Source organism: Cytobacillus purgationiresistens (genome assembly GCF_030813235.1).
Taxonomy (GTDB): Bacteria; Bacillota; Bacilli; order Bacillales; family Cytobacillaceae; genus Cytobacillus; species Cytobacillus purgationiresistens.
Window position 1 is genome coordinate 14,530 of record NZ_JAUSUB010000002.1, and the last position, 13,242, is coordinate 27,771.

The following is a 13,242-nucleotide window of genomic DNA, read 5'->3' on the forward strand; positions in this document are numbered from 1 at the left end:
CCATTAATTGATTTCCTTTTGCGCCCCTTCAATTTTTATATCTTTTGGATCTTTATTAGGATTCCGTTTTAAAATCTCATCTTCAATAAGCTTTGGCATTGAATTTTGTTTAAATTTTTCCATGGCTTTATTATGGTGTATATCCTTCTCAGAGTCCCACCAACTATTGTTATCTTTAACTTTTTAAAGAAATCCTTTATAATTAAGATAGAGAGGTGATTAGATGATTTCTTATGCTCCGTTAATGTCAACTTTACATAAATTAAAAATGACCAAATCAGACTTACAAGAATCAATTGGAGTCTCATCAGCTACCATTGCAAAATTGAGCAAAGATGAACCAGTTTCATTAAAAGTTATTGATTATATATGTGAAAAGCTTAATTGTAAAATTGAAGACGTAATCGTTCATATAAAAGAACAAAACCACCAACAATAATCCGCTGGTGGTTGTTTTATTGTGGAGTACCAAATTCGATACCACTGGTGCAAGGTGAACCATCGTGTTTTAAGGTAGTAGGTTTAACAGACACCCTTAGTCGTTACAATATCAGTAACGAGTGAGCCGACTATATTACAGTCGGTATTCTGGACTATGTAATACATAGCTCAGGTCACTCGTAGACCTAACCCTGCTTAAAATTTGAAGCACCCTACCTCACATCATCAACAGTCAAAACTAAACACTCTGACCCCATTTCCCTACAATTAAACTATTTCTTTTGGAAAATAATCCATAATTTTGAATCTTTTTGTGATATAATTCGTATGTATTTCGTATTACATAATAGGGGGAAATTGGATTGAAAAAATTTTTTAAGTTAGGCTGTTTAGGATTTATTGGTTTAATCGTACTAATCATCGTTATTGCTATGTTTAGTGGCGGGGAGGATACACCTACCAACTCTAGTGAGAAGACTGCTAATACAACTAAAGAAGAACCTAAAGAAGAAGCAAAAAAAGAAGAACCTAAAGAAGAAGATGATGGTGTTTCTAGAGAATTCAAATCAGCGTTAAAAAAAGCTTATTCTTACGCAGAAACAATGCATATGTCTAAAAAGGGAATTTATAATCAATTAACTTCTGAACACGGAGAAGGATTTCCAGAAGATGCGGCACAATATGCAATTGATAATATCGAATTTGATTGGAATGCTAACGCATTGAAAAAAGCTGAATCTTACGCTGAAACTATGAATATGTCAAACTCTGCTATATATGAACAATTGATATCTGAGCATGGAGAACAATTTACAGAAGAAGAAGCGCAATACGCAGTAGACAATTTAGAATAAAAAAAGAAGCCCACTCATTACGAGTTGGGCTTTTATTATTATTTCTTAGTTATAGTTGCTCCAGTGCTCTTAGCAACATAAATATTTCTTTTTCCTTTAGATGTTTCAATAGTAACTACATCAGCTTGTGGACGACCTAAAATTTCATAAGTTAGTCCTCCAAACTCTGAAGGAGTCAAAGACCAATCAGAGTTTTTAGCAATAGGAAACACATTCAACTTATAAGTACGCCATGTTTTTGCTGAAGCTGGAAGCGTAACATATTCTTTCTTAGCTTTTGGTTTTGATTGTACAGGCTTGTTAACTCCATTTTTCTTAATCAATTCCAACAGCTTCACATTTTGATCTGCTTTACCGGAATAATTTGATATTCCAAACTGTTTAGCTAGTTTTTCTCTATTTTTCAAAGATGAATCTACACCAATTGATTTAAGATAATCTAAATGCTCGTGGACTTATTGGAACTGTTACTAGGCTTACTTACTGGCTTATCAACCTTCTTAGCAATGTATCTTCGTAATCTTGATTGGAAAATTCGGAAAAAGAGTAACCTCTAAACAATCAGTCCAAAAAATAGTACAAGCTTTGGATATTCCTCTAAATGAAGACCTTTCTAATTATCTTGGTGAAGAAGGAATAAGCTCATCCGATCATGAAGAAGTTCAAAAACGATACGTTGTCAAAGTGGGGAAGAGTTTACAGTTGAATTCGGTCGATATACTGAGGTTGATTTTCATATAAAAACTAAAGTTAAAAATGAATTAATCAGTATTGCAGATAACGAAAGAATGCTAATGATTGATAATTTTTACATTTTTGAAAATGGAATTATTTTAACAACAATCAAAGATTATATTCAAAATAATAATGAATTGAAAGAACTTATTAATAAAAATATCCAAAATGAATTCGAAAGCTACTTTACTGAGTTTGGAATCGATGATAGCGGTATTAAAAATAAAGAAAGAAATGAAGATTAAATAAAGGTAGGTAATTGCTATGTCAGGGTCTATACACAAATATGAAACACCAAATGGTGAAAAAAAAAATATGGTCATGATAGAAGTTGGGGAAAGTGGAAAAAGAAGACAGAAGAAAAAAATGGGATTTAAAACGAAAAAAGAAGCAAACAATTATCTAATTGAAGCACAGTTGAGGCTTAAGAACGGAATATTTAACGACTCTAAAAAAACAACTTTTAAACCCTTTATTGAGGATTGGTTTAAAAACATAAAAAGAAAAGTTTGAAACGTGCAGCAGAAAATTATCAGATATATCTCGATAAGTTCATCCTAAAATACTTTGATGATGGAATCCTTTTAGAAAACATGAAATTAAGACATGTAGAAAATTTTATCAATAAAATGCATGAGCAAAGCTACTCCCCTGCTACAATTAAGCGTGCGTATAATATAATAGGTAGTTCATTGGATTACGCTGTCTCTCACAATCTTATTGTAAGAAATGTTGCTAAAGGTGATACTTTACCGAAAGCTGATAAACAAGAACGTTACTAACTGAACTGAATGAGTAAAAAAAGAAAATTGAGCACGAAAAAGAAATACAAGGGCGACACTATATTGATAATGATTTAGTTAATTGCACCTCAATTGGCACTCCATTAAACCCATCCAATGTTAGAAGAACTTTGCTAAGATTTATTGAAAAAGCAAAAGTACCTAAGATTAGATTTCACGATCTTAGACACACACATGCCACCTTACTATTGTCTAACGATGTGCATATAAAAATCATTAGTGAACGATTAGGACATAACGACATAAAAATTACCCTTTCAACATATTCTCACCTTTTACCTACAATGCAAGAAGAAGCAGAAAAAAATTGGATAAGCTTTTTGGATAATTTTCAGTGTTACCTTTCGTTACTTTTTTTCAACCGTTACTTTTTCGTTACTAATAAGAAAAGACCATCTCTTAGGAAATGGTCTTTTTTCATACAAACCCTTATGTATCAAGTGTTTGATTTGATGACTCCGAACAGGATGTTACATTGACCTCTACCCTGTCAATGTAACATCCTTATTAAGATATAGATTGTTAAAGTAATAATTAGATTGATATACCAAGCTATTATAAACCACTTGTAGGATATTTTGGGTTTGTATTTGAAACAGAATGACGACTTTTGACGACAAAATGACGACAATTATTGATTTCATCCTATAAATTGATCTTTTTTCCTTTCTGGGAAGCCATTTGGGGTCGGAATAATTTATTCAATCTTGTTCAGAAGATATATAGTCCCTTTTTAATTTACATTAACCATTATCGTATTATACCAACGACCTATAGTCTGGCAGCGATGAGGTCAGGGGTTCGAGCCCCCTATTCTCCATACCAAGAAGCCTTGATTTATCAGGGCTTCTTTTGTTTTTGTCTTATCCAAAATGCTTGTTAAAAATATGCCTGTGGCCGAATTGTTGCCAAAAGTTATTTTTTTGCATTTATCAGGTTTTAAATCGCATTCCCAACCTGCTTAAGTACATTCAAAATCAATGGTGAAACTTAAATTAATACAAACCCAATCCTGCATTTTGAATCATTCCCCAAGCCTTTCTGTTTAACATGAAGTTGAACCGTGCATTTATATGACTTATATAATAATTTTAATAAAAAAAAAACAGAATCTAATTTCTGTTCACTTTAAAATTATTTACAATTGAACCTTTATACGTTTCATCTTTCAATTCAATTGTATATTTTTGGTCACCTGTATTGTTAATTTTAATAAAAAAAGAATATTTAAAATAGCAATTATTAGTATTATTGGTAATGGAGTTAGATAAAACGTATTCAAACTTCCCAGCATACTTTTCTCCAGATACTTTTTGATTTGATACGAGTACATCCCATTCGGAATCTGTAAAAAGCTTAATATCTGGTGTAATGGATAAGGGTATTGAACAAGTAGCATATACATCTATCTGAGTTTCCTGTCCCTTTAATATCTTATTTTTGGGAAAAACTGATATTTGAATAGGATTATTCCCATTTCCTTTTAATATAGATAAAGTTGTAACTTTACCCTTCAACGCTTCATTTTCAGCGTTAGAGTCTTGAAGTTTATGAAGTAAAAATTCTCCAAGTAATACTAAAAACGCCAGACTAATAAGCCAAAATAAATATAGGCTGTTCTTATAACCATCTCCCAGTAAAGTACCAATAACTAATAATGAAATTCCAAATATAATATTAAGTAATCTCATTTATGAACCTCTTTACGAAATCGATTACATATTCTTGATCACTATTATCAACCGATACTTTCCCATCATTACTTACACTTAAATACTGGTTTTCATGTAAGATAACAATTTTATCGATAGTAATATCATTTAAATTATCTTTAATGAAATTATTGCTTACATTTTCTAATTCAAAATATTCTTCTTCACTATTAGTAAATTCTATTTTTTTTATTTTCCCAGAAAATTCGTGCTGTATTATTAAGAATTGTTCATTAGTTATATTTTTTTTTCGGATTAATGATTTAGTTCTTTTTTCAATCTCTTTTGTTACCTCATCTAAATATTCTTTATTAATGTATTCAATAAGCGCTGTTTGACTATTAGCATCAAAGAAAAAGTTAGTCAAGGAAGAGTAAGAAAAATGATGTTGACTTCCTAATTTTTTAGTGCTGACCATGTATTCATCACTAATATTAAAAACCACATGAAATAACCCATCATCCATTTTATTAAAATGAAAAAGTGAGATATCTTCATCTTTCTTAAAAAAGCTAATTTTACTTTTTGACAACGATTTAAGCTTTTTAGGATTATCAATTTCAAATAATATGAAGTTCATGGTCAGCCCTCCTTTATTAGACTTCGTTTAGTTTGTTCATTAAGTATACAATAAAATCATGTACATTTGAAATTCCTAATTCTTGTTCCTCAAAAAAAACTCTATGGCCATTATTATATAAACTTACAGTGATATTGGTAGTGGATCCTGCTGATTCATATGGGGCTTCAAACTTAAGATGGGACATCTTTCCATACTGTCTATATGCCTCATCTACTTCTGAAGGATGAACATCATCTGCTAAGTCAATTTCGTATGATACTTTGGTTGTTTTGTCCCCATCCTTGTCTACTCTATCTAATTTTGCTGCAGACCAAGTGAAATCATTATTATTTTGTATTCTTCTTAATAAAGAATCATCAAGTTTAAAAAGTATAGTTTCAAATCCAAGACCTTCTACTAAAGCTTTTACTTTACCTTTAACCTTCTCCTCGGTACTATTATCAAACTTTAATATTAAATCACTATTTTCAGTAATTAAAATACGGCTTTTAGAATAAAAGGTATATTGAGATTCAGTGATTGTAACATTGTCTTCATGAAAAGTTGTATCAAAGTAATTACCAAGATTCACAAGATCTGTTCCAAACGCTTCTAATACTGATATTCCAGACCTATTGGTTATTGTGGGGTTTATAAAGCCTTCTCCGCTGATTTTTCCGTCTTTTCCAATAGTAGCAACATTTTCATTCATTGCTCTACTTACTTCTTCCAAATTTAACTTCCCGTCAGTAGTATAAAATAAATCTAATTGCTCAGCTGTACTAAGTTTATAAATTGTAAATGAAGACATAGTAAAATACTCCCTTTTTATTTAAATATTAACACAATATATAGATGAAGGGATATTTATCAAGAATAAGAATATTAAAAAAGCGGTTAGAGTTTCCCCTTTAGTGAAACGATTGAATTAAAAAGCACCCTTTTTACTAAGTAGCACTTTGAATAGCCAATATATCTATAAATTTCACTTTTATTCTTTCGTATCCACTTTCAATATGTATCAGTTGAGTTTGTCCATCCAATTTAACAATCTTCCCTTGTATCGGTTCTCGTTGCCATAGTGTTATATTCACTTCACTTTATATTCACTTCACTTTTCTCTCGATGAGCTTCAACTACAGCATTACCTAACTCCTCCATTTCAAATTCATCTCTCGCTGGACGCTGAGGTTTAGTCTTCTTTGACGTTTTCACTCCCATGTTGCTTTCCCCTCTCCGGTTCTTTTCTATAATTTCACAAGAACTTTTGTTCGATTTCATTTGATAAAGGAGATGGAATTATGATCCGTGACAGAGGAAAAATGAAATGGCAGGGTGCGTTTTTTATGCCAGAGCATGTCAAACTACTTAGTGATATTCAAACTAATTCAAATAAACAAGCAAAGCCTCATCTGGACGAACAAGAGCTGGAGGAAATCCAAATAATTGTCATGGAGTCTCTCCATTACACCCTTCCTATAAAAATAACTACTTGGAAAAATGGATTTTTTAAACACTCAACAAGGGTAGTTGACACTGTCGATATGGTTAAAATGCAGATTAGATTTGTGGTTAACGAAGAGAAAAATTATATTTTTATCAAAGATATTACATCTGTCGAAAGGGTTTAATTATGACTAGGATACCTGAAACTGATCGAGACATATTAGAACAGGCCATGTACTTACCTATGGTAATTATCATACTTGAGAAAGACAGACTGATTATAGAAAAGGCGCCGTTTAAGCTCTCCCAGCCTTACCTCAATCTTATGGAAGAAACAATTAAAGCAAGGATTTAAAAGAAGTGAAGGAGAAAATGAGAAAGAGTAATATGAAGTTAAATCAAGTTTCGAGAGATGAGACGTTTACAATGTACTCTTTCTTCTATAAAGGCTTCGAGGAACAGCATAATTATTTCAATCCACGGCTTAGAAATAAATGCGAGGAATTGTTAAATTTTTATTTAAACAAGAAGGACTTTTGACCCATACGCAGAATTTTAATTAAAAGGAGCGTGATGGGTCATAAAGCTTGATAATGAGTGGGTTGAGTTGGTGATTGAGGCTAAAAAAATCGGGATATCAATTACTGATATCAGAGAATTCTTTAAGGGGAAAATTCATCAAAATACAGAGATGATTGCTTTGTGTACGACTTTTAATAAAAATGAGCATGGTTATAAAGAATGGTGTGAGCAAAACAGTAACGGATTTGTATTTAATCATTTCAGGAATACTGATTCAGCTAAACAAATGAATAAGATTCACCGTGCAAATTGCTACTCTTTAAAAGTGGCTAAAGATGAAGGTAAAAGAACTTATCCATATGAAAAATCTGTTCCACGAATTTAGAATCTTTAAAAGAACACCTTAAAAATCCTTGGACTTATTGCAAGAATTGTATGCGTTAAAAAGCCCCTCGAATGAAGGGTTTTTTTAATTGGGGCTAATTATTAATCGTATACTCAGGTAAAAACGAATGGGTTATACTGGTATTAGACAAATCCCCTGTCTATTTAAACTTAACTATTAATCACTCCTGTTGGCACTTCAATAGTTTTTAATATAGATTTCATCATTGGAACCAGCATCATTGTCTTTCCATCTTCTACATGATTAAAAAAGGTCTTAGCCCGTAGAAAAATAACGGAGGTGTTTTATGATTAATATAGTTTCAAATAAAGGATTCAATGAAAATGAATTAATTGCTTTTTCTAAAAAAATTGGTTATAGGTTACCAAATGATTTCATTGAATTTTTGCGACACCATAATGGTGGCTATGTAAAAAATAGCATTAGTACTTATTATAAAAATGGAAAGCAAAAGTTTATTTTGACATCTATGTTTGGATTAGGGTCTGATGATGACTTAATAAACCAATTTGAAACATATAAAAATAGAATACCCAATACTTGTATTCCAATTGGAAGAGATGTAGGTGGGAATTTGGTATGTTTAAACCTATCCGAAGGTAAATATGGAATTGTTTACTTTTGGGATCATGAAGAAGAACTTAAATACGAAGAAAGAAAAATATCTATTAATGATTTGTATTTTATTGGAGAAACATTTAAAGAATTTTTAGATTCTATTGAGAGTGATAACATTAAGGAATCAGAAGAAGTAGGATATAAAGTAAAAAAAGTATGGGTTGACCCAGATTTTCTAAAACAGTTAGAAAACAACTCGGATAAATAGAGTAAGATTACTGTTGCAATAATAAAAATAAGATTTATCCTTTAAAAAAGCCCCTCTCAAATCTGAACTATACCCCGGATAACGGACACACATAAAAAAGTGTCCCTTATCCGGGGTTTTTTATGTTTCAATAGATGTAATGAGAATGGATGGAGGGTTTTTATGAGTAAGAATATATATACTGAATTTCAGATTAAAGAACTTGAAAAGAATCCCAATATTATAAATGCTTCAGAGCGTTCTATTTCCTATAATCCTGAATTTAAAACTAAAGCTATTAAGGCATATAAAAAGGGGAAATCCCCCTCTCAAATTTTCATAGAACATGGATTTAATCTCGAAATAATTGGTAAGGAACAACCTAAGCGTTGTCTACAGCGCTGGCGTGATACATTCGAAAAGTTTGGTGAAGATGGTTTCCTTACGGAACGCCGTGGAAAAGGAAGTACAGGACGCCTTTCTTCCAAGCCACAAACTGTAGAGGATCAACTTAGGAAAGCTGAAGCGAGAATCCAATTCCTTGAAGCAGAAAATGACTTCCTAAAAAAGCTGGAAGAGTTAGAAAGGCGGGCGGTGAAAAAGAAATAATTCTATCGGCAGCTGAGAAGTTCTATCTGATTGAAAAAACGATCAGGACATACCAGTTAAAGAAGGCTGTTTCCTATCTATGCAAATTGGCTGGTGTAAGTCGAAGTGGCTACTACGATTGGTTAAAGGCATCTCCAATCCGTGAGCTACGCGAGGAACAGGATGATTTGGATATAGAATTAATTAAAACGATTTTCCTCAGTAAAAAGGAAAAAGTAGGCGCCCTCCAAATCAAAATGATTATGGAAAATGATTATTCGGCCGTCATGAATCATAAGAAAATCAGACGGTTGATGGCAAAATATAGTCTCTTCGCAAAAATCAGAAGGGCCAATCCGTATCGAAAGGTGGCTAAGGCAACTAAGGAGCACCTTACTTGTCCAAACCTTCTTAATCGTGAATTCAAACAGAAGGAGCCAGGGAAAATTCTGCTTACTGACATTACCTATCTTTATTATGGAAAGGGTCAAAAAACGTATTTGTCATGCGTAAAAGATGCGGCTACAAAAGAAATAGTTACGTATCATTTATCAACGTCATTAGATATGAATATCGTTTATGAAACTTTAAACAAGCTAAGGCAGGCTGTGAATTACGAGTTCCATCCGAGTGCAATCCTGCATTCTGATCAAGGATTCCATTACACCCATCCGCTTTTTCAAAACAAAGTGATGGAACTTGGGCTAACCCAATCCATGTCCCGGAAGGGAAACTGTTGGGATAATGCGCCGATGGAAAGTTTTTTTTGCCACTTTAAGGATTTAGCAGAATATAAAACATGTACTAATTTAACGGATGTGAGGGAAGAAGTTGATCGAGTTATAGAAGAATACAATGTGTGTCGTTACCAATGGGGACTAAAGAAAATGGCCCCGGTACAATACCGGGACCACCTATTAGCTGTTTAGGCACTTTTTTATATTGTCCGAAGAATGGGGCATAGTTCAAAGAGTACTTAATAATTATTTTTTTGTTATTTTGTTACTCAGTTGATATTCAAGTAAGTGTCGAAAATAGACTATCCTTTTCCTTCCTTTTCTATTCTTGTTTGACCACTTAAATACTATAGCTATAAAGCAGCAAGATGCGAATAATGCAAGAAAAGCCATTCCTATAGAATTAGTGCTTTGTGATAAAGCAACATATGCAGTTATAAAAATTACTAATACTGTGGCCGCTGGAGTAAGATGAATAGAACTATCCAGCTCCTCCTCTAATCCTCTTAACCTAGCAATACCTCCTACAAGAACATACTCATCCAGCTTATCTAGATGTTTATGTAAATTATAATAAGAAGTAAGAGAAAAATGATTTAATTCGCTAAATTGATCAATTAATTCTAGTATTTCTTCGTCATCACCAATTAATATTATTTTTTCTATTCTTTTCTCAAAACATGTATTGTCTTCGTTATCTGACAAAATAATATTTAAACGATTTTCCAACAACTTTATCCTCTTTTTTAAACCAATCCCAAACAACTTACATCACTCCCGAGTTTTATATCGGAAGATTTTAATAAGTTTACAATCTTATCCAATGATGTTTTTAGTATCCGTTATCAATACTGAAAAACAAGGTAAAAGTCTAACCTGTTTCCTTTTAAAAAACCGGTCAGCACCGCACAAAAATAGAGGAAGCAGCTTATTACTACCTCCCCTGTCCTGCCTTTAATTTTAGCAAGAAATTTATGTTTTTTCAATTTCGTTTCGAAATGAACATATGGAACATCTGTTACTTCTTTTGCATATTTGATAAATTTAGTCAACCTCACCGAGCTCACCATACTTCCCAATAACATAAGACTATTTTACTATATTTGACAGCCTTATTTAAGAAGAACATTCCATTTACTTGATAAATCCTTAACTTTCTCTATCTTTTGTTTACTAAAGCATTCCTTGCAATTTCTCCTTCATCATGTAAAATTGAAGCCTCTCCATGTCCCCAATAGTCCTCTTTATCGGCATAAAACTTCAAAGCTTCTTTATAACTCTCATTTTCCTGCTGCATGTAATCAAAGACATTGAGAATAGCTTTCTTACAGTCAGTCACTATTTTCACTTCTGTTTCATCATCATTTACCAAATAATTAAAGGTACTCTTTTCTATTTGATCCAAATATCCACTTAATCTATCCTTCAAATCAATCCTCTTACTTTCTATTTCGTTGATTTTTTTTCTTATTTCTAATCCTTATTAAATTCCTCAACAGTAAAATAACTCCAATAAAAACCAGTCCAAGTATCACAACAGGTATTACATAATAAATGAATATAATAAAAAGCTCGGTCTCTTTACTCCATTCCAAATTAACTCCTCCTACCTTTTGTTTACAAAAAATCCATTATATATTAATATTATTATTGTTAAATTTTTCATGGTGGTGTTACATATGCAGTCTATAAAACATTTTTCTTTCTCTATTCTAGGTGCAATAACCGGATTATTAATCTATTGCGTTTTTTCTGGTAATAATGTTGACTGGTATTCTTTTGGTGCAATTCTTATAGGTGTATTACTAGGTAATCTTCTAGGCTATTTAACTAAATCGAAAAATAAATAATCAACTCGACTATCATTTTGTTAATTAACTGCATTACATTGGTCGCCAATCAGCATTATCTAAATTGACTGTTTCCTTTCCATACACCTTTCTATTTCGTCCTTCTGGTACTTTAGTAATTTCATACCACTTGCCTGTATCATCATCTTTAACAACGCCTTTACTCGGCTTATATGAGAAAGAAAATTTTCTTTTCTCTTTCACATAAAATGGATACATACTTTCACCTTCTTCATTTTTTTATTCAACATACTGCTTATTTCGTTTAACTTTTTTTGTATATAATACAACTTTTGGGCAAGGAGTTTATTCTTTCACTCACTTGATTTCACTTCTTGAATCAACACCCTAAAAGTGATTGGAGCCTGAAAGGGCTCTTTTCTATTTTTAAAAATAGGTAATCTGTCCAAGCAATTTAATAAGGAATTTCGTAAGAAATATAGATTGCATTCAGCTAATGTATAAATCCTCTAAGAGAGCCTTGGCATGGGCTCTTCTTTTTGTAAATTTGTCCAAGCACTTATGGATATATATCATAAAGTATATAAATCCTATTCAAATCTATCCTCCTTTAGAAAGAGCCTCGACATGGGCTCTTTTTATTTAGGAAATTCCTTTACTTTTGTGTTTCCATTTCATTGATTTCTTTGATGTATTGAAGAATCGGATAAATTTGCTGAGGTACGACCGCGTTACCTAGAGCAATTATTCTACTTTTGTCCAATCCGAAGGAAAGCCCATCATCCACTCTACGTACTGAGGGTTGATGTGATAACCAATGTGCTCCGGGTACTTCTCTCCAATCCCTCCAGGTAGTGTTTTTCCGTGCGATCCGTTTCTCTCCGATGGAGCTAACTTTCTTATTGGTTTGTAATTCTGACTTGCTGTTGGCGTGGGCAACAATAAATACCCTGTATCTTTCGTGATTGGCTCCGACAGATGCAGCCGGTATAACAACGATTGCCAGGTGTAACCGATGCTCTCCAGGTCATAAAGTACTGTGTCGAGTCCCAATGTGATGTGCCCGGCAACATTTTCACCAACAAACCAATTGGGCCTGATTTCTTGCAGTAGTCGCTTAACTTCCGGCCAGAGGTGGCGGTCATCTTCTTCGCCTTTTCGGTTCCCGGGAGAACTGAAAGGTTGGCAAGGGTATCCTCCTGAAATAATGTCAATTGCTCCAACATCAATTCCCCTTTCTTCTAAAGTTTGCTTATTTAAGGTGCATACATCATCAAAAATTGGTACTGAAGGCCAATGTTTATTTAATACTCTCTGACAAAACGGCTCTCGCTCACAGAAAGCAACTGTTTCAATCCCAGCCCATTCCGCAGCAAGTGCAATTCCTCCAATACCTGCAAATAACTCGATGCTTTTCATTGGCTCACTTCCAATCTAGGAAACTTACTTTCTAATTCTTGTTTTTTATTGAATCTTTTGTACATTTATTCCGTAAATTAGTTAACACATTTAAAGGAGGAATAAAATGTACGAATATGAATTCATAGGTATAGATCTATCAATAAATAGTGATAAATCTGATTATCAAAAAGTAATTCACCAATATTCAGATGCTGGCTGGAGATTAGTACAAATCTATGAGCCGAGCATTGCTCAAAAAGGACACACTTTACATATCGATTTAGTTTTTGAAAGACTCCGAAATCAATAATATTTCGGGTTTTTTTTATGAAACATAATAATTCATTGTGTTTCTTCAAATTTCTATACCCAACCCCAATAACGGACTATTGAATAATTAATAAAGGATTGGTCAAGCT

19 protein-coding genes and 4 pseudogenes are annotated in these 13,242 nt (G+C 32.7%); 13 read left to right on the forward strand and 10 right to left on the reverse strand.

Features of this window, described 5'->3' with window-relative positions; genetic code table 11:
* Nucleotides 1-3: 3 nt before the first annotated feature.
* A pseudogene (locus J2S17_RS28795) lies at nucleotides 4-153 on the reverse strand (hypothetical protein); the annotation flags it as partial.
* 70 nt (nucleotides 154-223) lie between these two features.
* Between J2S17_RS28795 and J2S17_RS02560 the strand changes: the two are divergent.
* Together J2S17_RS02560 and J2S17_RS02565 are read left to right on the forward strand one after the other, a co-directional pair.
* Entirely contained in the window at nucleotides 224-439 is a 216-nt protein-coding gene (locus J2S17_RS02560) for a helix-turn-helix domain-containing protein (protein ID WP_307471625.1), read from the forward strand.
* A 364-nt stretch (nucleotides 440-803) separates the two neighbouring features.
* Nucleotides 804-1,295: an Ltp family lipoprotein gene (locus J2S17_RS02565; protein WP_307471627.1), complete on the forward strand. Its 492-nt coding sequence runs from the start codon at nucleotides 804-806 to the stop codon at nucleotides 1,293-1,295.
* Between the two features lie 38 nt (nucleotides 1,296-1,333).
* Here the strand turns inward: J2S17_RS02565 and J2S17_RS02570 are convergent, their stop codons facing one another.
* Complete coding sequence (locus J2S17_RS02570) at nucleotides 1,334-1,702, reverse strand: hypothetical protein (protein ID WP_307471629.1); 369 nt, start codon at nucleotides 1,700-1,702, stop codon at nucleotides 1,334-1,336.
* 387 nt (nucleotides 1,703-2,089) lie between these two features.
* On the opposite strand from J2S17_RS02570, the gene J2S17_RS02575 reads away from it, so the two are divergent.
* From J2S17_RS02575 to J2S17_RS29025, 4 genes and pseudogenes are all read left to right on the forward strand, one after another.
* Nucleotides 2,090-2,275, forward strand: coding sequence for a hypothetical protein (locus J2S17_RS02575; RefSeq protein WP_307471631.1), 186 nt, complete (start codon nucleotides 2,090-2,092; stop codon nucleotides 2,273-2,275).
* Between the two features lie 19 nt (nucleotides 2,276-2,294).
* Nucleotides 2,295-2,543, forward strand: a complete 249-nt coding sequence (locus tag J2S17_RS02580) for an Arm DNA-binding domain-containing protein (RefSeq protein WP_307471633.1) — start codon at nucleotides 2,295-2,297, stop codon at nucleotides 2,541-2,543.
* Complete coding sequence (locus J2S17_RS02585) at nucleotides 2,540-2,812, forward strand: hypothetical protein (protein ID WP_307471634.1); 273 nt, start codon at nucleotides 2,540-2,542, stop codon at nucleotides 2,810-2,812. Before J2S17_RS02580 ends, J2S17_RS02585 begins: the two co-directional genes overlap by 4 nt.
* Nucleotides 2,813-2,847: 35 nt before the next feature.
* Nucleotides 2,848-3,132 (forward strand): annotated as a pseudogene (locus J2S17_RS29025) (tyrosine-type recombinase/integrase); the annotation flags it as partial.
* Nucleotides 3,133-3,945: 813 nt separating this feature from the next.
* On the opposite strand, the gene J2S17_RS02595 reads toward J2S17_RS29025, so the two are convergent.
* From J2S17_RS02595 to J2S17_RS02610, 4 genes are all read right to left on the reverse strand, one after another.
* Nucleotides 3,946-4,524 (reverse strand): hypothetical protein, encoded by a 579-nt coding sequence (locus J2S17_RS02595; protein ID WP_307471636.1) that lies wholly within the window; start codon nucleotides 4,522-4,524, stop codon nucleotides 3,946-3,948.
* On the reverse strand, nucleotides 4,511-5,125 hold the full coding sequence (locus tag J2S17_RS02600) for a hypothetical protein (RefSeq protein ID WP_307471637.1): 615 nt from the start codon (nucleotides 5,123-5,125) through the stop codon (nucleotides 4,511-4,513). The genes J2S17_RS02595 and J2S17_RS02600 overlap by 14 nt, the downstream gene beginning before the upstream one ends.
* 16 nt (nucleotides 5,126-5,141) lie before the next feature.
* A complete protein-coding gene (locus J2S17_RS02605) occupies nucleotides 5,142-5,918 on the reverse strand; it encodes a hypothetical protein (RefSeq protein ID WP_307471640.1) in 777 nt (258 codons plus the stop codon).
* 284 nt (nucleotides 5,919-6,202) lie between these two features.
* Nucleotides 6,203-6,328: a hypothetical protein gene (locus tag J2S17_RS02610; protein WP_307471642.1), complete on the reverse strand. Its 126-nt coding sequence runs from the start codon at nucleotides 6,326-6,328 to the stop codon at nucleotides 6,203-6,205.
* Nucleotides 6,329-6,408: 80 nt separating this feature from the next.
* Between J2S17_RS02610 and J2S17_RS02615 the strand changes: the two genes are divergently transcribed.
* From J2S17_RS02615 to J2S17_RS02635, 5 genes and pseudogenes are all read left to right on the forward strand, one after another.
* A complete protein-coding gene (locus J2S17_RS02615) occupies nucleotides 6,409-6,738 on the forward strand; it encodes a YolD-like family protein (protein ID WP_307471644.1) in 330 nt (109 codons plus the stop codon).
* A gap of 2 nt (nucleotides 6,739-6,740) precedes the next feature.
* Nucleotides 6,741-7,093 (forward strand): annotated as a pseudogene (locus J2S17_RS02620) (YhjD family protein).
* A gap of 40 nt (nucleotides 7,094-7,133) precedes the next feature.
* A complete protein-coding gene (locus J2S17_RS02625; RefSeq protein ID WP_307472206.1) occupies nucleotides 7,134-7,460 on the forward strand; it encodes an anti-repressor SinI family protein in 327 nt (108 codons plus the stop codon).
* 307 nt (nucleotides 7,461-7,767) lie between these two features.
* Nucleotides 7,768-8,307, forward strand: coding sequence for an SMI1/KNR4 family protein (locus tag J2S17_RS02630; protein ID WP_307471646.1), 540 nt, complete (start codon nucleotides 7,768-7,770; stop codon nucleotides 8,305-8,307).
* A 162-nt stretch (nucleotides 8,308-8,469) separates the two neighbouring features.
* A protein-coding gene (locus J2S17_RS02635) for an IS3 family transposase (RefSeq protein WP_307471648.1) occupies nucleotides 8,470-9,803 on the forward strand; the annotation gives its coding sequence in 2 pieces (ribosomal slippage) (nucleotides 8,470-8,842 and nucleotides 8,842-9,803; 1,335 coding nt in all).
* A 54-nt stretch (nucleotides 9,804-9,857) separates the two neighbouring features.
* Here J2S17_RS02635 and J2S17_RS02640 read toward each other — a convergent pair.
* On the reverse strand, nucleotides 9,858-10,376 hold the full coding sequence (locus J2S17_RS02640; RefSeq protein ID WP_307471650.1) for a YomK family phage-derived protein: 519 nt from the start codon (nucleotides 10,374-10,376) through the stop codon (nucleotides 9,858-9,860).
* Nucleotides 10,377-10,770: 394 nt separating this feature from the next.
* Nucleotides 10,771-11,040, reverse strand: a complete 270-nt coding sequence (locus J2S17_RS02645) for a hypothetical protein (protein ID WP_307471652.1) — start codon at nucleotides 11,038-11,040, stop codon at nucleotides 10,771-10,773.
* A gap of 250 nt (nucleotides 11,041-11,290) precedes the next feature.
* Here J2S17_RS02645 and J2S17_RS02650 point away from each other — a divergent pair, with 250 nt between their 5' ends.
* Nucleotides 11,291-11,461, forward strand: a complete 171-nt coding sequence (locus tag J2S17_RS02650) for a hypothetical protein (RefSeq protein ID WP_307471654.1) — start codon at nucleotides 11,291-11,293, stop codon at nucleotides 11,459-11,461.
* Between the two features lie 33 nt (nucleotides 11,462-11,494).
* Here the strand turns inward: J2S17_RS02650 and J2S17_RS02655 are convergent, their stop codons facing one another.
* Complete coding sequence (locus tag J2S17_RS02655; RefSeq protein ID WP_307471656.1) at nucleotides 11,495-11,680, reverse strand: hypothetical protein; 186 nt, start codon at nucleotides 11,678-11,680, stop codon at nucleotides 11,495-11,497.
* 397 nt (nucleotides 11,681-12,077) lie between these two features.
* A pseudogene (locus J2S17_RS02660) lies at nucleotides 12,078-12,841 on the reverse strand (DNA cytosine methyltransferase).
* 106 nt (nucleotides 12,842-12,947) lie between these two features.
* Between J2S17_RS02660 and J2S17_RS02665 the strand changes: the two are divergent.
* Nucleotides 12,948-13,133 carry a DUF4177 domain-containing protein gene (locus J2S17_RS02665; RefSeq protein WP_307471658.1) on the forward strand — a complete coding sequence of 62 codons (186 nt, stop codon included), beginning with the start codon at nucleotides 12,948-12,950 and terminating at the stop codon, nucleotides 13,131-13,133.
* Nucleotides 13,134-13,242 lie beyond the last annotated feature (109 nt).

Excerpts from the sequence above, each read along its gene's own strand:
- J2S17_RS02560 (WP_307471625.1), top strand. The coding sequence starts at position 224 with ATGATTTCTTATGCTCCGTTAATGTCAACTTTACATAAATTAAAAATG.
- J2S17_RS02575 (WP_307471631.1), top strand. The coding sequence starts at position 2,090 with ATGATTGATAATTTTTACATTTTTGAAAATGGAATTATTTTAACAACA.
- J2S17_RS02580 (WP_307471633.1), top strand. The coding sequence starts at position 2,295 with ATGTCAGGGTCTATACACAAATATGAAACACCAAATGGTGAAAAAAAA.
- J2S17_RS02595 (WP_307471636.1), bottom strand. The coding sequence starts at position 4,524 with ATGAGATTACTTAATATTATATTTGGAATTTCATTATTAGTTATTGGT.
- J2S17_RS02600 (WP_307471637.1), bottom strand. The coding sequence starts at position 5,125 with ATGAACTTCATATTATTTGAAATTGATAATCCTAAAAAGCTTAAATCG.
- J2S17_RS02605 (WP_307471640.1), bottom strand. The coding sequence starts at position 5,918 with ATGTCTTCATTTACAATTTATAAACTTAGTACAGCTGAGCAATTAGAT.
- J2S17_RS02610 (WP_307471642.1), bottom strand. The coding sequence starts at position 6,328 with ATGGGAGTGAAAACGTCAAAGAAGACTAAACCTCAGCGTCCAGCGAGA.
- J2S17_RS02615 (WP_307471644.1), top strand. The coding sequence starts at position 6,409 with ATGATCCGTGACAGAGGAAAAATGAAATGGCAGGGTGCGTTTTTTATG.
- J2S17_RS02630 (WP_307471646.1), top strand. The coding sequence starts at position 7,768 with ATGATTAATATAGTTTCAAATAAAGGATTCAATGAAAATGAATTAATT.
- J2S17_RS02650 (WP_307471654.1), top strand. The coding sequence starts at position 11,291 with ATGCAGTCTATAAAACATTTTTCTTTCTCTATTCTAGGTGCAATAACC.
- J2S17_RS02655 (WP_307471656.1), bottom strand. The coding sequence starts at position 11,680 with ATGTATCCATTTTATGTGAAAGAGAAAAGAAAATTTTCTTTCTCATAT.
- J2S17_RS02665 (WP_307471658.1), top strand. The coding sequence starts at position 12,948 with ATGTACGAATATGAATTCATAGGTATAGATCTATCAATAAATAGTGAT.